The organism is Arthrobacter sp. 10T425 (assembly GCF_056393985.1).
In genome coordinates this window covers 73,429-94,552 of sequence record NZ_JBFTGZ010000009.1, presented here as the reverse complement: position 1 = coordinate 94,552, position 21,124 = coordinate 73,429, and the positions used below count along the sequence as shown (strand labels likewise).

Annotated in this window: 23 protein-coding genes; 7 read left to right on the top strand and 16 right to left on the bottom strand. The window is 68.6% G+C overall.

Annotated elements, in window-relative coordinates:
* The first annotated feature begins 96 nt into the window (after positions 1 to 96).
* Together AC1DDH_RS12295 and AC1DDH_RS12290 are read left to right on the top strand one after the other, a co-directional pair.
* A complete protein-coding gene (locus tag AC1DDH_RS12295; protein ID WP_026538160.1) occupies positions 97 to 606 on the top strand; it encodes a sigma-70 family RNA polymerase sigma factor in 510 nt (169 codons plus the stop codon).
* Positions 603 to 1,286 carry an anti-sigma factor family protein gene (locus AC1DDH_RS12290; protein WP_476955524.1) on the top strand — a complete coding sequence of 228 codons (684 nt, stop codon included), beginning with the start codon at positions 603 to 605 and terminating at the stop codon, positions 1,284 to 1,286. The genes AC1DDH_RS12295 and AC1DDH_RS12290 overlap by 4 nt, the downstream gene beginning before the upstream one ends.
* A 74-nt stretch (positions 1,287 to 1,360) precedes the next feature.
* On the opposite strand, the gene AC1DDH_RS12285 is transcribed toward AC1DDH_RS12290, so the two are convergent.
* Both AC1DDH_RS12285 and trmB read right to left on the bottom strand, forming a co-directional pair.
* The gene (locus AC1DDH_RS12285) at positions 1,361 to 2,167 is read right to left on the bottom strand and encodes a DUF1206 domain-containing protein (protein ID WP_476955523.1); all 807 of its coding nucleotides are present in this window, start codon (positions 2,165 to 2,167) and stop codon (positions 1,361 to 1,363) included.
* 102 nt (positions 2,168 to 2,269) lie between these two features.
* Complete coding sequence (gene trmB, locus AC1DDH_RS12280) at positions 2,270 to 3,226, bottom strand: tRNA (guanosine(46)-N7)-methyltransferase TrmB (RefSeq protein WP_476857012.1); 957 nt, start codon at positions 3,224 to 3,226, stop codon at positions 2,270 to 2,272.
* A gap of 137 nt (positions 3,227 to 3,363) precedes the next feature.
* Between trmB and AC1DDH_RS12275 the strand changes: the two genes are divergently transcribed.
* Positions 3,364 to 4,635: an MFS transporter gene (locus tag AC1DDH_RS12275; RefSeq protein WP_476955522.1), complete on the top strand. Its 1,272-nt coding sequence runs from the start codon at positions 3,364 to 3,366 to the stop codon at positions 4,633 to 4,635.
* A gap of 87 nt (positions 4,636 to 4,722) precedes the next feature.
* Here AC1DDH_RS12275 and AC1DDH_RS12270 read toward each other — a convergent pair whose 3' ends face one another.
* Positions 4,723 to 6,012: an MFS transporter gene (locus tag AC1DDH_RS12270; RefSeq protein ID WP_079550797.1), complete on the bottom strand. Its 1,290-nt coding sequence runs from the start codon at positions 6,010 to 6,012 to the stop codon at positions 4,723 to 4,725.
* Between the two features lie 24 nt (positions 6,013 to 6,036).
* Positions 6,037 to 7,305, bottom strand: a complete 1,269-nt coding sequence (locus tag AC1DDH_RS12265; RefSeq protein WP_476955521.1) for a M20 metallopeptidase family protein — start codon at positions 7,303 to 7,305, stop codon at positions 6,037 to 6,039.
* Positions 7,306 to 7,509: 204 nt separating this feature from the next.
* On the opposite strand from AC1DDH_RS12265, the gene AC1DDH_RS12260 reads away from it, so the two are divergent.
* Positions 7,510 to 8,541, top strand: coding sequence for an Lrp/AsnC family transcriptional regulator (locus tag AC1DDH_RS12260; protein ID WP_476857035.1), 1,032 nt, complete (start codon positions 7,510 to 7,512; stop codon positions 8,539 to 8,541).
* 91 nt (positions 8,542 to 8,632) lie between these two features.
* Positions 8,633 to 10,081: an MFS transporter gene (locus tag AC1DDH_RS12255; RefSeq protein ID WP_476955520.1), complete on the top strand. Its 1,449-nt coding sequence runs from the start codon at positions 8,633 to 8,635 to the stop codon at positions 10,079 to 10,081.
* A 162-nt stretch (positions 10,082 to 10,243) separates the two neighbouring features.
* On the opposite strand, the gene cycA is transcribed toward AC1DDH_RS12255, so the two are convergent.
* The 12 genes from cycA to AC1DDH_RS12195 all read right to left on the bottom strand — a co-directional run bounded on the left by cycA (position 10,244) and on the right by AC1DDH_RS12195 (position 18,284).
* Complete coding sequence (gene cycA / locus AC1DDH_RS12250; RefSeq protein ID WP_476857008.1) at positions 10,244 to 11,758, bottom strand: D-serine/D-alanine/glycine transporter; 1,515 nt, start codon at positions 11,756 to 11,758, stop codon at positions 10,244 to 10,246.
* A gap of 386 nt (positions 11,759 to 12,144) precedes the next feature.
* Positions 12,145 to 12,567, bottom strand: coding sequence for a hypothetical protein (locus AC1DDH_RS12245; RefSeq protein WP_476887111.1), 423 nt, complete (start codon positions 12,565 to 12,567; stop codon positions 12,145 to 12,147).
* The gene (locus AC1DDH_RS12240) at positions 12,564 to 13,157 is read right to left on the bottom strand and encodes an anti-sigma factor (protein WP_230008642.1); all 594 of its coding nucleotides are present in this window, start codon (positions 13,155 to 13,157) and stop codon (positions 12,564 to 12,566) included. Before AC1DDH_RS12240 ends, AC1DDH_RS12245 begins: the two co-directional genes overlap by 4 nt.
* Entirely contained in the window at positions 13,154 to 13,741 is a 588-nt protein-coding gene (locus AC1DDH_RS12235) for an RNA polymerase sigma factor (RefSeq protein WP_476887112.1), read from the bottom strand. The genes AC1DDH_RS12240 and AC1DDH_RS12235 overlap by 4 nt, the downstream gene beginning before the upstream one ends.
* Before the next feature lie 42 nt (positions 13,742 to 13,783).
* Positions 13,784 to 14,014: a CsbD family protein gene (locus tag AC1DDH_RS12230; protein ID WP_476849806.1), complete on the bottom strand. Its 231-nt coding sequence runs from the start codon at positions 14,012 to 14,014 to the stop codon at positions 13,784 to 13,786.
* 59 nt (positions 14,015 to 14,073) lie between these two features.
* Positions 14,074 to 14,679, bottom strand: a complete 606-nt coding sequence (locus AC1DDH_RS12225) for a hypothetical protein (protein WP_476857005.1) — start codon at positions 14,677 to 14,679, stop codon at positions 14,074 to 14,076.
* Positions 14,676 to 15,257 (bottom strand): hypothetical protein, encoded by a 582-nt coding sequence (locus AC1DDH_RS12220; RefSeq protein ID WP_476857004.1) that lies wholly within the window; start codon positions 15,255 to 15,257, stop codon positions 14,676 to 14,678. Before AC1DDH_RS12220 ends, AC1DDH_RS12225 begins: the two co-directional genes overlap by 4 nt.
* Positions 15,254 to 15,655: a hypothetical protein gene (locus AC1DDH_RS12215; RefSeq protein WP_476887114.1), complete on the bottom strand. Its 402-nt coding sequence runs from the start codon at positions 15,653 to 15,655 to the stop codon at positions 15,254 to 15,256. Before AC1DDH_RS12215 ends, AC1DDH_RS12220 begins: the two co-directional genes overlap by 4 nt.
* Complete coding sequence (locus AC1DDH_RS12210; protein WP_223917174.1) at positions 15,652 to 15,843, bottom strand: hypothetical protein; 192 nt, start codon at positions 15,841 to 15,843, stop codon at positions 15,652 to 15,654. Before AC1DDH_RS12210 ends, AC1DDH_RS12215 begins: the two co-directional genes overlap by 4 nt.
* Positions 15,840 to 16,259, bottom strand: coding sequence for an Asp23/Gls24 family envelope stress response protein (locus tag AC1DDH_RS12205; RefSeq protein WP_476860238.1), 420 nt, complete (start codon positions 16,257 to 16,259; stop codon positions 15,840 to 15,842). The genes AC1DDH_RS12210 and AC1DDH_RS12205 overlap by 4 nt, the downstream gene beginning before the upstream one ends.
* A gap of 310 nt (positions 16,260 to 16,569) precedes the next feature.
* Positions 16,570 to 17,262 (bottom strand): SAM-dependent methyltransferase, encoded by a 693-nt coding sequence (locus AC1DDH_RS12200; protein ID WP_476860215.1) that lies wholly within the window; start codon positions 17,260 to 17,262, stop codon positions 16,570 to 16,572.
* Positions 17,259 to 18,284 (bottom strand): class I SAM-dependent methyltransferase, encoded by a 1,026-nt coding sequence (locus AC1DDH_RS12195; RefSeq protein WP_476860214.1) that lies wholly within the window; start codon positions 18,282 to 18,284, stop codon positions 17,259 to 17,261. Before AC1DDH_RS12195 ends, AC1DDH_RS12200 begins: the two co-directional genes overlap by 4 nt.
* A 215-nt stretch (positions 18,285 to 18,499) precedes the next feature.
* On the opposite strand from AC1DDH_RS12195, the gene AC1DDH_RS12190 reads away from it, so the two are divergent.
* Positions 18,500 to 18,817, top strand: a complete 318-nt coding sequence (locus tag AC1DDH_RS12190) for a hypothetical protein (protein ID WP_476857000.1) — start codon at positions 18,500 to 18,502, stop codon at positions 18,815 to 18,817.
* A gap of 344 nt (positions 18,818 to 19,161) precedes the next feature.
* Positions 19,162 to 21,066 carry a DEAD/DEAH box helicase gene (locus AC1DDH_RS12185; protein ID WP_476856999.1) on the top strand — a complete coding sequence of 635 codons (1,905 nt, stop codon included), beginning with the start codon at positions 19,162 to 19,164 and terminating at the stop codon, positions 21,064 to 21,066.
* The last annotated feature ends 58 nt before the right edge of the window (positions 21,067 to 21,124 follow it).

The window sequence follows — 21,124 nt, the reverse complement described above, 5'->3', positions numbered from 1 at the left end:
GACATGTTCGTGTCGGGCTGTCCTGGGGCACACTGAACTATTGGGCCTGCCCGTACGTCGTAGAGGGGCAGAGCACGAATTTCCGGGAGGTGGGCAATGCCGCTGGACGAAGACGTCGTGGCTGCGATTTACCGCGACCACGGAACGGCCCTGAAACGCTTTGTCCTCAGCGTCTCCCGGGATCCTCAGCTCGCCGACGACGTCGTCCAGGAGACGGTGCTGCGGGTCTGGCAGCAGGCGCCGCAGATCACAGGCAGCCTGCGCAGCTACCTGTTCCGGACGGCACGCAACATCATGATCGACAATTACCGCAAGGCCCAAAGGCGGCCGCAGGAAGCCGGCGACCGCGATGTCCAGGCCCTCCCGGAAGGCGGCGTCGGCGCGGGGCGCATTGACGAGCTGCTCAACAAGGTGCTGATGGAAGAGGCGTTGCTGCGGCTCAGCGCGGAACACCGCGAAGTCCTTGTTGCGCTCCACTACCGCCGCTACACAGTCCAGGAGGCATCCGCCCAATTGAAGATCCCCAGCGGCACGGTGAAGTCCCGGGCGTTCTACGCCGTCCGGGCCCTACGGACGATCCTCGACGAAATGGGGGTGCAGCAGTGAACGGGACCGAGTTGCATCACTACCTCGGCGCGTACCTGCTCGGCGGGCTGGAGCCGGCCGAAGCCGCGGCCTTCGAGCAGCATCTTGCGGTGTGCGCCCACTGCCGTCAGGAGCTGGACGAACTTGCCAGCCTCCCCGCGCTGCTGGACGCGATCCCGGTGTCCGACGCCGTCGCGCTCACCGCCGCGGCGGCGGCCGCCCGGGACCGCGCGCTGATCCCGCCGGAACGCGAACCTGTCCCAAGCCGGCTCCTGGACGAGCTCGCCGCCCGACGCCGGAAGGTGCGGCGCCGGTGGACGTCGGCGGTGGCCGCGGCGGCCGCCGCATGCCTGGGGCTGGGGATCCTGGCTGGTCCGCTGCTGAACCAACCCGCCAAACCGGACGCGAGCTATTCCGTTGCGGCCAGCAGCGGGTTGGAGGTCACTGTGGGGCTCGTCAAGAAGACCTGGGGCACCGAACTGGCGGTGGACGGCCGCAGCCTGCCCGTCGCCGGGACCCTCTCACTCTGGGTAAAGGACCGTGACGGCGGCGTGGACCGCGCCTGCGCGTGGACGGCGACGCCCACCGGCAGAGTCCGGATCACCGGGGCGACGCCGGTGCAGATGGCCAGGATCGCCAGTGTCGAGATGCGCGATGAGCAGCAGCAGACCGTTGCTGTCATTGCCGTGCCCCAGGGGTAGCCCACTCGTGGGGCGCGGCGGTCCGTCCGGTCCGGGACATGCTTCCGGTCCGGGACATGGAAACCGACGCGGGCCTACATCTTCGCGAGCTTGGCCCGCATCGCCATGTAGATGCCGTAGCAGATCAGGCCTACGCCCACTGCGGCCAGCAGGTACACGCCGAACGGCTGCTCCCGCAGGGCCTTCAGGCTGCCGTCGAGCCCGGTTGACTCTTCGGGGTGTGCCTTCACCGTGGCGATGATGATGAGCAGGCCCACCAGCAGCAGGGCAAAGCCTTTGGCAACGTAGCCCACCATGCCGATCACCGTCACTGCGGTGCGCGCCTGCGGCTGGGACGGCATCCGCAGGTACTTGATGAAGGACTTCTTGAAGCCGCGGATCGCGTAGACGACCCCGGTGACGGCTACCGCGGCGCCGATAATCACCAGGAGTGCGACGCCGCCCGGTGCCTTCATGAGGTTTACGGTCATATCGGACGTCGACTCGCGGTTGTCGGAGCCGGCCCCGGTAGCGACCGACGCGAGCGTCAGGGCGAACGCGGTGTACACCACGGCCTGCAGGGCCGCCTTGAGTTTCTTGCCGACCTTTTTCTTGGTCGGCAGGTGCCCGAAATCGAAAATGGTGTCGGACGCCTGCCAGATGGCCAGCGCCACGCAGGCGGCAAACGACGTCCAGAGCAGCAACGGCCCCGCTGGCTGCCCGGCGAGCTCTTCCACCGCGCCGCTGACATCGGCCTGGCCCTGGCCGCCCATGGCAAGCCGGATCGCGACCAGCCCGATGAGGAAGTGCAGCAACCCCGACACGGCGAACCCGGCCCGCGCTGCGATTTCGAGGGGCTTCGAATTGGTGACGTCCTCGGCGACGTCAGCAGCGTCGTTCAATTCTCGTTTGATGATCGTTTCCTTAGTACTACCCAGCGTGGTTCGTTCCGTAATCGTGCCACGCGAAGCCGCTCAACAAAAGGTACCCGCGCGCCGTGGTGCCTAAATCCGGCGGTAGCTGAGGTCGAAGATCAGGCGGCCGGCTTCGTGCGCCTTGTTTTCGAAACTGGTCAGAATACGGCCCTCAAACCGCGGCGCCCACCCGCCGGTCCCGTCGACGCCCTCGTTGGGTCCGGTGTGCTCGGTGCTGACCGGCGCCCGGCCTTCCTTGACCGGTGCTCCGCCCACGCGGGACTCGACGCCGGATTCCCACACCTGGGTCAGGGGGCTGTCCGCGCCGGCGCGCTCGCCCTCGTGCAGGTTCTCGAACTCCGCCGAGCCCGCCATGACCTCGCGGACGTGAACGGCGTAGTTGGACCAGTCGGTCGCGATCCGGAAGATGCCGCCGGGCCTGATGGCCCGGGCGGCGAGATCAGCGAACGCCGGTTGAATGAGGCGGCGCTTGTGATGCCGGGACTTGTGCCATGGATCCGGGAAGAACACCCATAGTTCCGTGACGGAGCCAGCCGGGAGCATGGTTGCGAGCACCTCAGGGGCGTTCGCCTCGACCACCCGCACGTTGCTCAGTCCGCGGCTGTTGATTTTGATCAACGTGTTGGCCAAGCCGGGGGTGTAAACCTCCACGGCCAGGAAGTCCTTGTCCGGGTTTTGCTCCGCGGCGTGGCAAACGGCGTCGCCCAGCCCGGAGCCGATCTCGACAACCAGCGGAGCCGTGCGGCCGAATTCGGCCTCTGCGTCGAACACATAGTCCGGGTGGACGGAGGTGTTGGCGACATGGCGGGGGACCTCAACCGCCCAACGGTCTGCGTGTTCCTCCCAGGCCGCCTGGCGTCGGCCCTGAAGGCGCGTGCCGCGGCGTACAAAGCTCACCGGGCGGCCCCCATAGGTGCCGAACGAGGCCTGGCTGCCGGGGGTCACGGGGCGCGGCAACTGGCTCTGGTCCGGGACGCCGGACTCCGGGTTTGCCTGCAGACCGGGGGATTCTGGGGATTCGCTCATCCCTTCCAGAATAGTTGAGTTCGCCGGGCCGGGCCGCCCGGGGATCCCGCGGCCGCCCCGGCGGGCCGGCCGCGGAGGAGGGGTTGAGCCGCGGAGGAAGGATTGAAGGGAGGGGGTGAAGACGCGGGCCTGCAAGAATGGGGCGGGTGACCTCAGCTGGGAAAACTGACGAGTTGGACCATTCGGCCGGCGCCGTTCTCCGGGACGGCCCCGCCGGGCCGTCGCGCGCTGCCGGCCGCCGGCAGCTCGCGTATTTGGGGATCTGCCTGGTCCTGATCGGACTGAACCTCCGCACAGTCTTTTCGAGCTTCGCTGCGGTACTGCCGGAGGTGACGGCCGACGCCGGCCTTCCGGCCTGGGCGGTCATGGTGCTCACCACCGTCCCGGTGACGCTGCTCGGGGTGTTCGCTCCGCTCGCCCCTGGGCTGGCACGCCGGTTCGGGGCCGAACGGGTGCTGCTCGGTGCCATGGCGGTGCTCACCGCCGGGCTGCTGCCGCGGCCCCTGGAGCTGCCGGCGGCCGGCCACCTTCCGGCTCTGCTCGCCGGGACCGCCGCGTGCGGGGCCGCGATTTCACTGTGCAACGTGCTGCTGCCGGGCGTGGTCAAGCGTGACTTCCCGCATCGCCTGGGCCTCATGGGCGGCCTCTACACCACGGCGATCTGTGCCTCGGCCGCGCTCGGTGCCGGCTTCACGTTCCCGGTCTTCCGCGCGAGCGGGGAATGGACGGCGGCGCTCTGGTTCTGGGCGTTGCCGGCCGGCGTCGTCCTTCTGCTGTTCCTGCCGCCGGCGCTCCGGGCCCGTCCCGGCGGGGCGGCGCGGCCGGCCAGAGGCGTCAACGTCTGGCGTTCCGCCGGGGCCTGGCAGGTGACCGGGTTCATGGTCCTGCAGGCCATGATGTCCTTCAGCGTCTTCGCCTGGCTGGCGCCGATCCTGCGCGAACGGGGGGTGGACGGCGGCACGGCCGGCCTGATCGTCTCGGCCTCGATTGCGCTGCAGATGCTGGGCTCGCTGTTCGCGCCGGCGCTGGCCACCAGGTTCCGGGACCAGCGTGCCCTCAACACGGTGGTGGCGCTCATGACCGGCGGTGGCTTCGCGCTGAGCATCTTCGGGCCTGTGGAACTCCTGTGGCTGTGGACCGGGCTGCTCGGCCTGGGGCAGGGAAGCCTGACCGCCGCCGCGCTGACGCTGATCATGGTCCGCACCCGGGACGGGCACACCGCGGCCCACCTTTCCGGGATGATGCAGGGCGTGGGCTACGGGATTGGCTCCAGCGGCACGCTCCTGGTCGGCCAGCTGCACCAGTCCACCGGATCCTTTGCAGCGGCGGGTGTGCTGTTCATGCTGGTGGGCTCTCTAGCAGCGGTGTTCGGGTACCGGGCCGGGCGCGACCGCTACATCGGCGACTGATGCTTTAAATGCGATGAGCTATCAGTTGTGGCTGTCCTGGACCCTCCAGAACAGCCACAGCTGATAGCTCAACCGGGCGGGACCGGATCAGAGCGTGAGGTCCTTGCCCTTGGTTTCCGGGATGGTGAAGACGCAGGCCGCGGAGATGGCAAGCAGCAGCACGGCGTACACATTGAACAGCTGCGGCATCTGCACGGTGGTGCCGAGCCACTGCTGCAGATAGGGCGCGGTTCCGCCGAACACGGCCACACAGATCGAGTAGGGCACTCCGACGCCCACGGTGCGGATGCTGGTGGGGAACAGCTCGGCGTAGACGGCCGGGACGATCGCCGCGCTGGCGGCGATGAAGATCAGCATGACGGACATGCTGACGGCCAGCTGCCAGGCGGAATCCTTGAGCAGGGCGGTCATCGGGAAGTGCATGATTCCTGCGCCGATCGCACCGGCCCACAGCACTTTCTTGCGTCCGATCCGGTCCGCCAGCTTGCCCCAGAAGGGCAGCGCCGCGATGAACACGATGTTGCCGATCACGCCGGCCCACAGGGCCTCGCCCCGGTCGATCTTCAGGGCGGTGGTGGCGTAGCTGGGGGCGACGACACCCCAGATGTAGTAGATCACGGTCAGGCCGACCGTCAGGCCGATCACCTGGAGGGCCTGCTTGCGGTGGCGGACAATCTGCGGCCAGATCGGAGCGCGCTTCTCCGTCGCGGCCTCACCCTCGAAGACGTCCGTTTCGTGCAGCCGGGACCGCATGATCAGCGCGTAGAGACCCATGGCCGCGCCGATCAGGAACGGGATGCGCCAGCCCCACGCGTTCATGAGTTCGGTGCTCAGCGTCATGTTCAGCACGGCACCGAGCAGGGTTCCGAACAGGATACCCACGGTGCCGGAGGTGTAGATCAGCGTGGCCCAGAAGCCGCGGTGTTCCTTCGGCGCCATTTCGGACAGGTACGTCTGCGACGACGGCAGCTCGCCGCCGTGGGCCAGGCCCTGGATCAGGCGCGCCACCAGGAGCGTGAGCGATGCCCAGACGCCGACCGCCGCGAACGTCGGCGCGATGCCGATCATCAGGCTGCCCACCGACGCCAGCCCCACGGCCAGGGTCATGGAAGCCTTCCGGCCGATCCGGTCACCGATCCAACCGAACAGGAAGCCGCCGAAAGGGCGGGCAACGAAGCCGACGGCGAAAATCGCCAGCGTGGACAGCACCGCGGACGCAGGATCCGACTTGCTGAAAAGCTGGCTGGCGATGAACGGCGTGAACGTGGCGTAGATGGCCCAGTCATACCATTCGACGGCATTGCCGATGCCGGTGCCGACGAGCGTCTTGCGGGTGGATGTTCGGGTTGCCGCCGGCGTGATCGTGGCTGCAGTCATGGTCTTCTCCCTCGGGGGTGCGGGCTAGGAAAGGGCGGAGGCGGCGGCAACCGTGTTGGCCGCGGCAGGAGCGTCGGCGGCCGCGAGTGCGGCCAGCCTTGAGATGGCGAGCTCGGCGTAGAGTGCGGCGCCGTCAGCCAGCACGCCGTCGTCGAACGTGGCGTACGGGGAGTGATTGAACGCGGAGGTGGCATGGTCGGTGTCCCGGGGGACGGCGCTCAGCCCGATGAACGTGCCGGGGACCTCGGCCAGAACCCTCGAGAAGTCTTCGGAGCCGCTCAGCGGGGTGGCCCAGCGGGAGAGCCGGGAGTCGCCGAACAGGCCCGCAATGACGTTCTCCGCGGTGTGCGTTTCGTCCTCGTCCGTGATGGTCAGCGGATACTCCTGCTGGTAGTCGACGTCGACGTCCAGGCCGTGTGCCGCCGCGATTCCCTTCAGCAGCCGCGGCACGGCGTCCATCATTTTCTGCCGGGCTTCCTCGGAGAAGGTCCTGATGGTGGCCTCGATGCGCGCGGTTTCCGGGATGATGTTGCGCTTGGTGCCAGCCTGGAGGACCCCCACGGAGAGGACTACGGGGTCGAACATGTTGAACTGGCGGGTGATCATGACCTGGAGGGCAGTGACCATCTCGGCGGCCGCCGTGACGGGGTCCTTGGCCGAGTGCGGGGCCGAGCCGTGACCGCCGGCGCCGAGCACGGTGACCACCAGGCCGTCGGAGGAACTCAGCATGACGCCGGGCTTGGTGCAGAACGTGCCGTGCGGTTCGAGGGCGGAAAACACGTGCATGCCGTAGGCGGCGTCCACACGCCGGCCGGCGGCATCCAGCACGCCTTCGCGGATCATGTGGCTCGCGCCGTCGAAGCCTTCCTCGCCGGGCTGGAACATCAGGACGACTTCGCCGGCCAGCTGGTGCCGGCGTTCGGCCAGGAGGGTGGCGGCCCCTGCCAGCATGGAGGTGTGCAGGTCGTGGCCGCAGGCGTGCATGGCGCCGTCGATCCTGGACGTGTAGTCCACGCCCGTCTTCTCCTGCACCGGCAGGCCGTCCATGTCAGCGCGCAGCAGCACCGCCGGGCGGGAGCCCCCTTCGGTCCCGGGCCCCTGGCCCCGCAGTACTGCGGTGACCGACGTCGTCTCCTGGCCCAGGGTGATCTCGTAGGGAAGCCCGTCCAGGGCCTTGAGCACCTTCTCCTGGGTGCGGGGCAGCGCCAGGCCGATCTCGGGTTCCCGGTGCAGTTCGTGGCGGAGCCGGGCAAGGTCCGTCTGCATTTCCCGGGCATCTGCGGTGATCGGCACGTGTTCTCCTTGTTTGTCGTTTGTCGTTTGTCGAAAATCGCCTGGCTGGCGACTGGCTTGTTTTTCGAAGTTCCTTGGTTCACGTCCGGCGGGGACGTCCTGCGTCTATTCTCAAGTGACACAGTTCACACCCGCCCGAAGGGCAGAAAAAATGCAGGAATAGACTGTTGCCGCAGGTTTCGTGCACGGATGAAGGGATAAATGATGGAACTCAGCGAGGACGATCTCGCCCTGATCAACGTCCTGCAGATTGCCCCGCGGCTGAGCTGGGCGGATGCGGCCCAGGTGCTGGGCGCGCACGCCACCACCCTGGCCGCCCGGTGGGAGCGGCTGCTGGACTCTGGCGTGTCCTGGATCACCGCCCACCTGATCGGTGACCCCCAGCAAATGTGCCTGGCATTCGTCGCCGTGGATTGCGAAATGCACCGGCGCGAGGAAGTCACCGCCAGGCTCGCCGAGATGCCGGAAATCGTCACGGTGGAGGAGGCGGCCAGCCACCGGGACCTCATGCTGACCGTCATTACGCCCTCCCTGGACGATTTCAGCCTGAAAGTCATCTCCCGGCTGAAGGAGATTGACGGCCTCCTCAAATATCAGACCGCCCTGTGCACCAGGCTGCACGCGAGCGGCGGCTCCTGGCGGCTGAACGTGTTGAGCCGCGCGCAGCAGGCCGCCGTGCGGGCGTTGGCCGGCCCCGAGGCCACCGGGGTTGCCCAGGTTGCCGCCCGGGAGGCGCTGCCGGACAGCCACCTGGCGCTCCTGCCGTTCCTGGCCAGGGACGGGCGGGCCACGGCGGCGGACATTGCCCGCGGCCTCGGCAGGCACCCGGCCACCGTCCAGCGCCAGCTCAACCGTGTGCTCGCCAGCGGCATCCTGTCATTCCGGTGCGAGGTGGCCCAGAAACTCTCCGCTTTCCCCGTGACCTGCCAATGGTTCGTCAACGTCCCCGCCGGGCGGCACGAGGCAGCCGCCGCCGAGCTGAGGACCATGCGGAACGTCCGGCTCAGCGCCTCCACCACGGGGCCCACGAATTTCGTGATCATAATGTGGCTGCAGTCCCTGGCGGACGTCATGAACATCGAGGTGGCGCTGCAGCAAAAAGTGCCCGGGATCGAGCTCGTGGAAAGCGTCGTCATGCTGAGCACCGTCAAGCGTGTGGGCTGGATGCTGAACCCGGACTCCAGGGCCAGTGGCGCCGTCGTGGTTCCTGCCCAGGGGTTCGACGAGGCGGGCTGACGGCGGCGGACCGGCAGCTGATGGGCCCACCGGCCAGCTGATAGGCCCACAGGCGGGCGGGCTGTGGGGGTCCGGTTGTAAGCTGTGGCACGTGCCCCAGACCGACCCGCCCCATCACCAGGAATCCCGTCCGAAAGCCGTCCCGGAATCGGCCGGCATCTTCCACCGCAGCTACCTGCTGGTGACCCTCGGCGCCTGCGCGCTCGTGTTCCTGGCGGCCTTCGAGTCCCTGGCGGTGACCACCATCATGCCGCTCGTCAGCCGGGAACTGGACGGTGCGGGACTCTACGCCTTGGCCTTCGCCGGGCCGCTTGCCACCGGGGTGATCGGCATGGTGGCCGCGGGCAGCTGGTCGGACCGCAAGGGGCCGGTGGCGCCGCTCCTGGCCGCAGTGGGCATGTTCGTGCTCGGCCTGCTCATCGCCGGTACCGCCGGAACCATGCCGGTCCTCGTGTCCGGACGGCTGGTGCAGGGACTCGGCGGCGGCGGGCTTACCGTGGCCCTCTACGTGGTGATTGCCCGGGTCTACCCGCCGGTCCTGCATCCGAAAATTTTCGCCGCCTTCTCCGCGGCCTGGGTCATCCCGTCCCTAGTGGGACCGTTCGCGGCCGGCGCCGTGGCCCAGTTGGCCGGCTGGCAGTGGGTCTTTCTCGGTGTGGTCGGACTGGTGGTGCCGGCCCTGCTCCTGACGGCCCCGGCCCTGCGCGGCCTGAACGGCAGCACGGGCGCCGACGGAGATTCCCCGGCCGCTGAGCCAGGGCCCCGCGGCCGGCCGGGAGGCCTTGCCAAGTTGGCGCTGGCGGCGCTGGCAGCGCTCGCCGTGCTGGGCCTGAACCTGTCCGCCGCGGTACCGGTCGCCGGCGGGGTGCTGGCGGCGGCCGCCGTCGCCGTCGCGCTCCTGGCCGTCCGTCCCCTCATGCCGCGGGGAACGCTGACCGCCCGGCGCGGCCTGCCGAGCGTGATCCTTACCCGCGGCCTGGCATCCGCGGCGTTTTTCGGCGCCGAGGTCTACCTGCCGTACCTGCTCGTGGAACGCTACGCCTTCGCCCCGACGTTTGCTGGCCTCACGCTCACCGGCGGCGCCATCGCCTGGGCTGCTGCGTCGGCCATCCAAGGCCGGCTGGGGACCCGGCTGGAGCACCGGAGGGCGGTGCGGATCGGATCGGCCCTGGTCCTTGGCGCCGTCGTCCTGGCCCTCGTGACCACGGTGCTGGCCTGGCCGGCCGCGGTCGCGATCGCGGGATGGATCTTCGCCGGGGGCGGCATGGGCCTGATGTATCCGCGGCTGAGCGTCATGACCCTGGCACTCTCCACCAAGGACACCGAGGGTTTCAACAGTTCGGCGATGTCCATTTCGGATTCCCTCGGCGGTGCCCTGGCCCTCGCCGGCACCGGGATCGTGTTCGCAGCGTTCGCGACGGCGGCGCCGTCGGCGTCGTTTGCCGGAGTGTTCGCGCTGACGGCGGTGATCGGGATGGCCGCCGTGGCCGTCGCGCCGCGCGTCGCCGTCGTCCCGGCCGCCGTCACCAAACGCGCGTAGGGGCAAGCACTATGACGGGCACAGCACCATGACGGGCACAGCACCATGACGCGCACAGCACCATAACAAGCACTGCACAGGAGCCCCGGCCGGATGATCCGGCCGGGGCTCCTGTGCGTCAGCGCTCCTTTGTTTCAGCGCTCGCTTGTTTCCGCGCGGGGATCAGGCAGCCGCGCGGGCTTCCTCCTGCGAGCGGACGGCCTTCCATTCCACAATCCGGGCCTGCTGCAGCGGGGACTTGCGGTTGAAGTGCCAGGCCGCGCCCAGCAGCAGGAACCACACGGGCGCCACGAAGAGTGCCAGCCGGGTGTCGTCGGCCTGCCCCAGGGCCACCAGCATGAACACGAAGAACGCGAGCACGACGTACGGCATGAAGGCGGAGCCGGGCATCTTGAAGGACGAAGCCTCGTGCAGGGCCGGCCGGCGGCGGCGGAAGACGATGTAGCTGACCAGGATCATGGACCACACAAACATGGTCAGCACGGACGCCACGGAAGTGACCACCGTGAACGCGCCGATCACGGAGTCGCCGGAATAGAGCAGGACCAGGCCGGCCAGCAGGAAGATGCAGGAGAACAGCAGCGCGTTCTGCGGTACTTTGCGGACGCTGAGCTTTCCGAACGCTTTGGGCGCGTTCCCGTCCTGGGCGAGGCCGTAGACCATCCGGGAGGTTGAGTAGATTCCGGAGTTGGCGCTGGAGGCGGCGGAGGTCAGGACCACAAGGTTGATGACCACCGCGGCGATCCCCAGCCCGGCGAGGGTGAACATGCCGATGAACGGGCTGCTGGCGGGGTCGATGGTGCGCCACGGATTGACGGCCATGATGACCACCAGAGCGCCCACGTAGAAGAGGAGGACGCGGACCGGGATGGAGTTGATGGCGCGCGGCAGGTTCTTCTCCGGGTCCTTGGTTTCGGCGGCGGCGGTGCCCACCAGTTCGATTCCGGCGAAAGCGAAGATGGCGATCTGGAAGCCGAGGACGAAGCCGAACATGCCGTGCGGGAACATGCCGCCGTCGTTCCACATGTTGGCGAGGTTGGCTTCTGCGCCGTTCGGGGACGTGAAGTGGGTGGCGATCATGACCGCGCCGGTGACGATCAGGGCCACGATGGCGACCACCTTGATGATGGCAAACCAGAACTCCGCTTCACCGAACGCCTTCACGGTGGGGAGGTTCAGGAGGATCAAGACCACGGGCGTGAGCAGCGCGGGGATCCACAGGGGCGTGCCGGGAGCGAGCTTGTCCACGTAGCCGGAAATGGCGACGATGTCCGCCACCCCGGTGACCACCCAGAAGAACCAGTAGGACCATCCGGTGAAGAAGCCGGCCCACGGCCCCAGGAGGTCACCGGCGAAGTCGCTGAAGGACTTGTAGTTCAGGTTGGAGAGCAGGATCTCGCCCATGGCACGCATCACGAAGAACAGCATGAAGCCGATGATCATGTAGACGAAGATGACGGAGGGGCCGGCGAGCGAGATGGTCTTCCCGGATCCCATGAACAGGCCGGTGCCAATCGCGCCGCCGATGGCGAGCAGCTGGATGTGGCGGTTGCCGAGGGCCCGGGCGAGGTGCGGTTCGCGGTTCCCGGAGTCACCGTTGGCGGAGGCGGCAGTTCCAGTTTGGGCAATGTCAGATTCTGCAGTGGCCGGAGCGGCCGTGGTGGTGCGTTCAGACATGAGGCTTCTTCCTTGTCACAGGCGGTCGCCGGCGGGGGTTCCACAGTGCGGGCCGCACGGATCCGTCAGAGTGTGACGGAGGTAACAGTTTTGGCGGGTAGATCAAGGTTAGGGCCGGTATTTCGTGGTCCCTGTTGTCACGTCGGTCCGCGTAGGTGGACCGTCTGGTCGGTGGAGTGCCGCCGCGCTCCCGGCGGGACGAAGCTCCCGGAAGGCGCGGGAGCCGGTCCGGGACCCTCATCTTTCGCCGGGCCCTAGGGAAAATTGCGACGCGGGCACGCCCGCCCGCTGCGGGCTCCGAATCGCATTGGCGCAGATCACCCGCCCGTGGGCGGGTTCGACAGCTGTCGATCATCTTAGCTTCAGTTGTCGTCCGCTGTCTTTTGTCATATTTTGCGCGGCGGGGCTTCTGAAACCTGGTCGATGCCGATCTGGACGATGCCAACGTGGACATTCACAGGGTGCGGGCTGAAGTGCCGCCGCACCGCCGCGGCCACGGCCCGGGCCACCTCCGGGGCCGGGTACGCCCCGCTCACGCCGATGCGCGTCCTCACGGTCGAAGGTGTCGCGCCGGCACCGGAATCGATGACGTCAACAGCCGGCGGCGCTTCTCCGGTCACGGCCGACCGGGCCGCGCCCGCGATCGTTTGCCAGAGCGGTCGCGCCGGATACACCGCCGTCACGCCGTGAACGGCCTCGATGACCGCCCGCAGCTCGGCCGGCAGCGCAGCGTCGGGCAGCTCGGCCGGCAGCGCGGCGTCGGGCAGTGCCGCAGGTGTGCCGTGCCCGGGAGGCAAGGGCTGGGTCATGGCGTCTCCTCTGGGTCTGGATTGCCGGGCTCCAAAACGTCGGTGATCGTGACATCGATCGCCGTGATGTTCAGTTCTGTCTGCAGGGCCAGGGTCGTGGCCAACTTCCAGCGAAGCGCGGTGGCGCGCTGTTCCAAGGGATGCCCGTAGACGACGGCGAGGTCGACGCCGATGGTGATGGGGGCCCCCGGCTCGGTGACGTCCCCGTACAGGCGGCATTTTCCGGCAGCGGTGCCGGGCAGGGAATCCGCAACAGAGCGGATCAGCGCCGATATGGCGCCCTCTGTCTCGGTGAGGAGGTCGCCGGGTGTGTCGGCGCGCAGGGGAATGTTCCTGCCCGGCCGCAGTTCCAGGTGCAGGTTGTCCAGAATGGTCTTCATCCAGTCGTCGCTGCCGTTGCCGGCCGCGGCGGTGTCGGCGTCGAGCAGTTCATTGCCGAGGGCCGCGAGCCTGCGCAGCGAGGCCAGCCCGGACTGGCATTCGGGACAGTCCTCAAGGTGGCCGGGATCGCCGATCCGTCCGGTGTCCAGGTATTCGCTCAGGTCTGCCAGGTTGTGCCCGCAGCCGAGAGTCTCGCCAGGGGTGCTCATCGCCAGTCCTCCATTTCGCGGGCCAGAGTGATGCGTGCCCGGGAAAGGCGGCCGCGGACGCTGGCAGTGCTGATGTTCAAGGTTTGCGCAATTTCCTCATAGCTCTGGTCATTGAACGCCTTCAGCACCCAGCAGCGGCGTTGTTCCTCGGGCAGGGCGGCCAGCGCGGTCTTGAGCGCGTCCATCCGGGAACCGCTCAGGGCGGCGTGTTCGGGGTGGTCCCTGTGAGCGGCGCCCGCACCAGCCTCCAGCCCGTGGTGGAGATCGCCGAGGTCCGAATGGTTTCTTCGCCGGCGCAGGTGGTCGATGCTGCGGCTGCCGGTAATACGCAGCAGCCAGCCCTTCACGGCGTCCCCATCGCGCAGGGTGTCGAGCTGCTTCCAGGCCTGCATCAGCGATTCCTGCACTACGTCGTCGGCATCGGCGAGGGAGCCGGTCAGGCGGCGGGCGCAGGCCCGCATAACGGGGCCATGCCGTCGGGCCAGCGCCTCGAAAGCGGCGGTGTCGCCGTCGGTGGCCCGACCCACCAGCAGGGCGTCCGGTACGAGGTCCAGTTGATGCGGCGCCGAAGGTGAACCAGTCACGCGCTTATCTCTGCTTTCATCGCGGGCATATCGGGGTGCGGGCTACTCCTTGCTGAAGCCTTCCTTGAGCTTCCGCGCGGCGTCCTTGATGTTCTCTCCGATATCGGCCGCGGCGTCCTTGACCCGGTCGCCGGCCTCCTGCAGTTTTGCCTGGGCCTGCTCGTGCTGGCCTTCCCGCTTGAGGCCCTGGTCGCCTGTCATGCTGCCGACGCCTTCTTTGGCCGCACCGATGTGGTGGATGACTGTGTAGTTGACTTTGTCGTCGATTCCCATGATGTTTCCTCTGCTGTCATTACGGCGTGGTGCGGTGTTGCGGTACATCTTCCGGCCGGCTAGCGGGCGCGATCCGGTGCGGCCGCCCAGGTTTTGGTGCCGCTGGTGATTCGGACCAGAACCGGGAGCGGATGGCCGAGCAATGTGTCGATCCCCTGGACCAGGACGTCGGCGGTGTCCGCGATCTCCCTTGGAGATGCGCCCTGCCGCGCCTGGAGCCGCAGCCGGAGTCCCGTTGTGCCTCTGTTGTCCCATGCCGATACCGAGGTGCCGAGTACCAGGCGGTTGCCGGCGAGGGCCTGTTTGACGGCCGCCGAGACAAACCCGGTTTCGACGACGGTGGTGCCGCGGCCGCCGTCAGATTCCCGGCCCACGCGAGGTGTCCGGCCGCCACCCTGCGATGCGATCCAGGCGATACTGAGCCCGGCGGCCGTGGCCAGCGCGGCGAGCCCGGCCATGGCCCACCAGCTGCGGGCGGGGCCCGGGAGCGGTGCCGAGGCGAGGAGTGTTCCGGCCTGGTCCAGGAGGGAGGATCCTGTGGCCGCCCATGCGGCCGCAACGTCCGGCAGGATCCCGGCGGCAGCCGTTGCAGCGCCGGCCGCGAGCAGCACGAGCCCGGCCAGGGCCAGCAGGATCCGGTTCAATGCCCTGTTGGTCCGACTCATTGCCCCAGCGCCCCTTCCCTCATGATGTGGATTGTCGGTGCGATCCGGCGGCCAAGGGAGTACCCGGCCAGCTCGTCGTCGACCGCGGCGCTGATCGCGTCCCGGTCCACGGAAACGCCCGACGTCGGACGGACCTGGACGCGTACAGCCCGCTTGCCCACCGTGGTGATGATCTGCCCGGGAGCCAGCCCCGCGGTGAGGCGCGCCCGCCGGGATACTGCCGAGGCGATCACCTCGCCATCGACCACCACGGCGCTCCGGCCGCTGTGCACGGCGTGCCGGGACCGGCGGCCGGGCATGGTTGCGGCTGCGAGCAGCGCCAGACCGAGAACCGCCAGGCCGGCGCCGGCGGCCACCAACCCGGCCGGGAGCGTGGTGGCCGGCACGCCGGTGAGCCATCGGCCCAGCCGGTCGGGGCTGCCAAGGAGCGGGCTCTCCTGGAGGAGGGCCAGGACGGTCTCGAGGGCAAGCCAGAGGAAGACGGCGGCAAGGACGCTAGCGGTCAGGATGGACGCCGTGGCCCGGGAAGAGTGGGTCTCCCTGCGAACGAGGCGCCGAATGGCTCGATCCTGGCTCATGCGATTTTCCTTTCCTTGTGGTTCCGGTCCTTGTGGTTCCGGCGTGGCGCTCCGGATGGCGCGTCGACCCTGGCAGTGCCGGAGTGCTGTGCGGCCCCGCTGAGCCGGATATCTACGCTGCTGAGCGTCCGGCCGGTGAGGTCCAGGCCGCGGGCAATGATGGCTGTCCGGGCCGCCCGGGAGCGGTCGAAGACGGTGCCGCCGTCGGGCCCCCGGCGCGGGCCCAGGAGCGGCGGGAGCGCCAGCTTCACGGAGACTCTCGCGGCGAGCCGGCCCGAATCGTCATCCAGCACCGCGGCGACGTCGGATCTCGGAACGCTGAAGGCGTGGGCCGCGATCGTCTCGATGGTGTGCCTGAGGGCTGCCGGGGTGATCCGGGTGTGCCCCGCCCGCTTCACGAGGAGGAGCGCTTGCCGCGCAGGGCGTCCAGCACTCCGCCAAGATCCAGCCGCCCCTCGGCCGCGCGGCCCAGCACGGCCCCTGCCCCCATGAAGAGCGCGGTGAGCAGGAAACCCCAGAATCCGAACGCCAGGGACGCTGCGGCCAGGACGGCTCCGATGGCCAGGCCGGCCAGCGTGGGGCTCAAGCCACCCTCGGCTCGGTCCGTGCGTCCTCGGTGTCCTCGTCATCGGAGGGCACATGGATGTCCGTGATGGTGATGTTCACTTCCGTCACCTCCATGCCGACGAGGTCCTCGATGGCCGTATACACAGCGTCGCGGGCCTTGTCCGCGACAAGCTGGAGCGGGTGCGGGTACTCGACCACCAGGGTGATGTCGACGGCTACCTGCGTTTGTCCGACTTCCACGCTGACGCCCTGGGTGAGGTCCTTTTGGCCGACCCTTTCACGCAGGGTTCCCAGCGCACGGGCTGCTCCGCCGCCGAGGGCGTGCACTCCTTCGATTTCCTGGATCGCGATGCCGGCGATCTTTGCCACAACGCCGTCTGCGACAGTGGTCGCACCGCGGCCGTCGATGCCTGGGGCCGGTGCGGGCGCGCCCAGCGTGGGGGACTTCGCGGCGGGCGCCTTCGCTGCGGGGGCCTTCGCTTCGGTTGCCGGGCCGGCTTGTCCCTGGACGTCTGCCGGGGTGTGCGTCTGGGTGGTCTGCGTTTGGGTGGTCAAGGCAATCACTCCTGATCGGTTGAGGAAGACGCTCTGTGGCGCCGTCATAGATAAGACGGGCCGCGAACGGAAATCCTCACGGTCGAATCGGAGTGAGCTGCATCACATGCGGTCCTGGACATCCCGGGGCCGCCTGAGGCAGCGGCCCCGCAGGCCATCCAGACAATGGCCCGACAGGCCGTTGGGCCGTCTACTGGGCGGCCAGGCGCGTGGCCCGCAGCACGGCATCCGTAAGGGACACTGCCTCGCCGTCGGGCCCGACGGCGCTGCGACGCCGGCTGTCCAGGACCTCGGCACGCCACATCGGCTCCTCGATCCGGAGTTCCCGGGCAAGGTCCTCGGCCGTGAAGAACTTCTCCGGAGTATGGTGCGCGCCCCACGGAGGCAGCCCGTCGGGGTGATGGCCGACGATCAGCAGCGTTCCGCCGGTCCGCACCGCGGCCGCGGCGAGCTGCAACGCCTGCTGCCACGGCATCTGGGTGGAATGCAGGAACTGGGCCGTGACGAGGTCGAACAACCGGTCCGGGACCCATGTGGCAAGATCCTGCTGCACCCACTCGATGGTGGCGTCCTGGCCCCGTTCCCGGGCGTGGGCGGCCGCACGCTCCAGGGCGACGGCGGAAACGTCCAGGCCCGTCACGCTCCAACCGCGGGCAGCGAGCCATATCGCGTCCGCGCCCTCGCCGCACCCCAGGTCCAGGGCCTCGCCGGCAGGAAGGTCCGCCACCTCGGCGACGAGTTGCGGATTCGGCTCCCCGCTCCACATCCTGGACCGGCTGCTGTACTTTTCATCCCACATCCGGGCTGCGGAACCGGGCGCCGCATCCTCGACCGCCGCGTGTTCGGCGGCGACATGCTCGTGGCTGTGGCTGCGTTTTGTCATGGTTTCCCCTCATCATGGCGGTTCGCCGGGTTTCGCTGTTTGTTTTCAGGCACGACGGCGGTGACGAACCCTCCCGGCGCGGACCGCCGTCGGGTCTCCCTGCCGAAATTCCTGTGCTCCTCAAGGACCAGTCCGAAGCACCCAACAAAGTCCGCGGCGCTCTTCCTGGCCGGGGGAGTGTTGTCGATCCCAAAGGTCAGGGGCTCGCCGACGAATCTCGCGGCAGCCCGCGCATACCGCATGTAGGGCGATCCCGAGGTGATCGTTTCCCTGGAAAAGTAGTCGAAGGCCACGATGCTGCCCGGGGCGGTGCCGGCGATCCTGCGCAGCGTCGCCTCGACGGAGGCGCGGTCCAGGTACATGGTCACCGCTTCCCAGAGGAACAGTGCGGGCCGGTTCGGGTCGAAACCGGCTGCGAGCAGCTTCTCCATCCAGTCCTCGGTCTCGAAATCGGCGGGTACGTACGTGGCCAGGCGCGTAGAGAGGCCCGCTTTTTCGAGCATCGCGAGTTTGAAAGCCTGGGTCCGGGGCAGGTCGAGTTCAAAGCAACGCACCCGGTCCCCGGGCGCCAGCCGGAACGCCCGGGTGTCGAATCCCGCCCCGAGGATCACGAGCTGGTCGATGCCCCCGCGATGCCGTTGAACGGCCGCGTCATAGAGGCTGGTCCGTGCTGTCGGCTGGTGGCGCATCGGTGCCGGCCCCGGGTACGGATAGCGGTAGAGCCTGGGCACGTAGCCCGTGATCAGGTGGGCGGCGAGCGTGGGGGCGGTCTCCATCTGGATGCCAGTCGCGGACACGTTCGGCAGAACGGCCATGAGCCGGGCCGCGGGGACATCCGGCCGTGTCCCCAGGCGGTGCTGCATCCAGCGCGTGTAGAGGGATGCGAGCAGCGTGGCCGACGTGCCGGTGCGCCGGCTGTAGGCGAGCATCCCGGGGACGGACGTGATGTAGCCGGCCGCACTCAAGGGAAACAACGCCAGCTGGATGACCCGAAACAGGCCAGCGGAGACTATTCCCGGCATTGCGTCCGACTCCCCTCACGGGCCGCCCCTCGTGCGGCCCTTCCCGCCCACCATGGTCCTCCCGGACGTAAGGGCGGTCAATACGCCGTCCGGGCTTCCGTCCGGGCGCCGCGCAGGCGGACGGACACGTGGAAATCACGCTCCGGAAACCAATCTGAAACCTGCGTCATGAATGCTGGGCACAAGACATTGAACGCTGGGGAAGGGCAATGACCATGGACGTTGACGAAGCACGGCAGATCCGCAGCTCGGCCGAGTTGAACGTGGGGGACGAGATCGAGGCGTGGCACAACGGGAAGCTCTTCCACCGGGGCCCGGTGACCCAGACCGTCACAGGCGTGGACCTGTTCTGGATCCTCGATGCCCGGACGGGGACCCGCCGCCTCATCGACGCCGAGGCGCTCGTGATCCTGCGGCCAGCCGACCGGGGACCGGCCAAAACGCCGTCACGGGCGGCCGTCAACACATCCGCTCATGCATCCGCCCAGTTGTCCCACATGCCGCTGTTCCAAGCCCCCAGCATGGCGGGCTAGGGGCCGGGCCGGCCGTCACGGATACGGGACCCGGGCCTGCCGGGTGGTAGGCTAGTGGAACTTGATGTGCAGTGATGCCCACTTTTGATTTGGTTGACCGGCTTCGGTCCATCAGCCGGATCCCTGCCGGAATCCTTCGGGAATCCGCACGCAGGCAGTGGGATTTTTTCATGTGAGAGGCACATCCTGCGTCGATGAACGCGTTCCATTTGGTCCCGGCGGCCGCTTGCTGAAGTTTGGCAACAGCCCGGTTGATCACCTGACTTTTCTTCGGCGAACCCTTGAGCCAACCGGCATCGGGGGCCGATATCCGCACGGATACCGCCTGAAAGACTTTGAAACACATGACTACATTTGCTGCCCTCGGCACGCCCAAAGCACTTGCCGACACCCTGACCGCACAGGGGATCGTGGAGCCCTTCCCGATCCAGGTCAAGACCCTTCCCGACACCCTGTCCGGACGCGACGTCCTGGGCCGCGGCCGCACCGGCTCCGGCAAGACCATCGCATTCGCCATCCCGCTGGTGGCACGACTCGCAGAGCGCGAAGCCAAGCACTTCCGCAAGCCCGGCCGCCCGATGGGCCTGGTCCTGGCTCCCACCCGCGAACTGGCCACGCAGATCAACGCGACCATCGAGCCGATGGCCAAGGCCATGGGCCTGACCACCACCGTGATCTACGGCGGCATCTCCCAGGCCCGCCAGGAAAAGGCCCTGCGCGCCGGCGTCGACATCGTCATCGCCTGCCCGGGCCGCCTGGAGGACCTGATCCGCCAGCGCATCCTGACCCTCGAAGCAGTCGAGATCACCGTCCTGGACGAGGCCGACCACATGGCCGACCTTGGCTTCCTCCCGGTGGTCAAGAAGCTCATGGACATGACCCCCACCCAGGGCCAGCGCCTGCTGTTCTCCGCCACCCTGGACAACGGCGTGGACAAGATCGTCCAGCGCTACCTGTCCAACCCGCTGACCCACTCCGTGGACGACCCGCAGGCCGCGGTGACCACCATGGAACACCACGTGCTGGTGGTCAACGACCAGACCGTCAAGAAGCAGCTGATCGTCGAGCTCGCCTCCGGGGCCGGCCGCCGCGTGCTCTTCATGCGCACCAAGCACCACGCCCGCAAGCTGGCCAAGACCCTGACCGACGCCGGCATCCCCGCCGTCGATCTGCACGGCAACCTCTCGCAGAACGCCCGTGACCGCAACCTGGCCGAGTTCTCCTCCGGCGATGTCCGCGTCCTGGTGGCCACCGACGTCGCGGCCCGCGGCGTCCACGTCGACGACGTCGAACTGGTCATCCACGTGGATCCGCCCACGGAGCACAAGGCGTACCTGCACCGCTCAGGCCGTACGGCCCGCGCCGGTTCCGACGGCACCGTGGTCACGCTGACCCTGCCCGAGCAGCAGTCCGACGTCAAGAAGCTGATGAAGGCCGCCGGTGTCGAGGTCAACTTCGAGCGCGTCACCGCCAACTCCCCGCTGGTTGCTGAACTGGTCGGCGAAATGGCCGACAAGATCGATCCCCGCACCCGTGCCGCCCTGCTGGCAGCCAAAGCCGCCCAGCACGGCGGCGGCACCTCCACCGGTGCCAACGCCGAGCGCAAGCGCGCCCGCCGCACCACCCAGGCTGCACCCACCGCGGGTGGCCGTGGTGGCCGTGGCGGACGCGGACGGGTGTCCGCCGAGGCACCGCGGACCGACCTGCCGCGCGCCGAGCGCCGCGCCGTCGCCTACGAAGGCAAAGCTGCTGCCCGCAACGCCGCCGACCGTGTCGCCGAACAGAACCAGGACCGCGCAGATGCCGAGCGCGCCGAACGCCGGAATGCGCGTGGCCGCGGCCGCACCACCGCCTATGCGCACCACAACGATGTTCCGGCCGCCGGCGGCCGTGCCGCAGCCGGCCGCGGTTCGGACGGTCGCGCCGCAGACGGACGCGGCGACGCCCGGGGCGCTTCGGCTCCCCGCAGCGGAGCTCCCCGCACAGGTGGCGCTCCCCGCACCGGCGCTTCGACCGGCGGCCAGCGCAGCGGACGCCCGGCAACCGGCCAGCGTGCAGCTGCCGGCGCCAAGTCCGCCGGCAGCAAATCTGGAGGCAGCGCGGCTGTCTGGTCCTCCAACACCGGTGGCACCTCGGGCGGATCCTACGCCGGCGGCGGCAACGGCCGTTCCGGTGAAGGACGTCCGGCCCGCGGCTCGGGCCCCCGCCGCGCGTCGGCTCCGGCCTCGAACGAACGCCGCGGCCGCTAAGGTTCCGGTTCTCAGCTACGCAAAATAGCTGGCGCTGCGCAAACGGACGGCCGMTACG

Bases quoted from the DNA above. Each gene is read 5' to 3' on its own strand.
- AC1DDH_RS12240 (WP_230008642.1), bottom strand. From the start codon at position 13,157: ATGAGCACCCCTGGCGAGACTCTCGGCTGCGGGCACAACCTGGCAGAC.
- AC1DDH_RS12275 (WP_476955522.1), top strand. From the start codon at position 3,364: ATGGGGCGGGTGACCTCAGCTGGGAAAACTGACGAGTTGGACCATTCG.
- AC1DDH_RS12190 (WP_476857000.1), top strand. From the start codon at position 18,500: ATGGACGTTGACGAAGCACGGCAGATCCGCAGCTCGGCCGAGTTGAAC.
- AC1DDH_RS12230 (WP_476849806.1), bottom strand. From the start codon at position 14,014: ATGGGAATCGACGACAAAGTCAACTACACAGTCATCCACCACATCGGT.
- AC1DDH_RS12245 (WP_476887111.1), bottom strand. From the start codon at position 12,567: ATGACCCAGCCCTTGCCTCCCGGGCACGGCACACCTGCGGCACTGCCC.
- AC1DDH_RS12260 (WP_476857035.1), top strand. From the start codon at position 7,510: ATGGAACTCAGCGAGGACGATCTCGCCCTGATCAACGTCCTGCAGATT.
- AC1DDH_RS12295 (WP_026538160.1), top strand. From the start codon at position 97: ATGCCGCTGGACGAAGACGTCGTGGCTGCGATTTACCGCGACCACGGA.
- cycA (WP_476857008.1), bottom strand. From the start codon at position 11,758: ATGTCTGAACGCACCACCACGGCCGCTCCGGCCACTGCAGAATCTGAC.
- AC1DDH_RS12220 (WP_476857004.1), bottom strand. From the start codon at position 15,257: ATGAGCCAGGATCGAGCCATTCGGCGCCTCGTTCGCAGGGAGACCCAC.
- AC1DDH_RS12200 (WP_476860215.1), bottom strand. From the start codon at position 17,262: ATGACAAAACGCAGCCACAGCCACGAGCATGTCGCCGCCGAACACGCG.
- AC1DDH_RS12270 (WP_079550797.1), bottom strand. From the start codon at position 6,012: ATGACTGCAGCCACGATCACGCCGGCGGCAACCCGAACATCCACCCGC.
- trmB (WP_476857012.1), bottom strand. From the start codon at position 3,226: ATGAGCGAATCCCCAGAATCCCCCGGTCTGCAGGCAAACCCGGAGTCC.
- AC1DDH_RS12195 (WP_476860214.1), bottom strand. From the start codon at position 18,284: ATGCCGGGAATAGTCTCCGCTGGCCTGTTTCGGGTCATCCAGCTGGCG.
- AC1DDH_RS12185 (WP_476856999.1), top strand. From the start codon at position 19,162: ATGACTACATTTGCTGCCCTCGGCACGCCCAAAGCACTTGCCGACACC.
- AC1DDH_RS12225 (WP_476857005.1), bottom strand. From the start codon at position 14,679: ATGAGTCGGACCAACAGGGCATTGAACCGGATCCTGCTGGCCCTGGCC.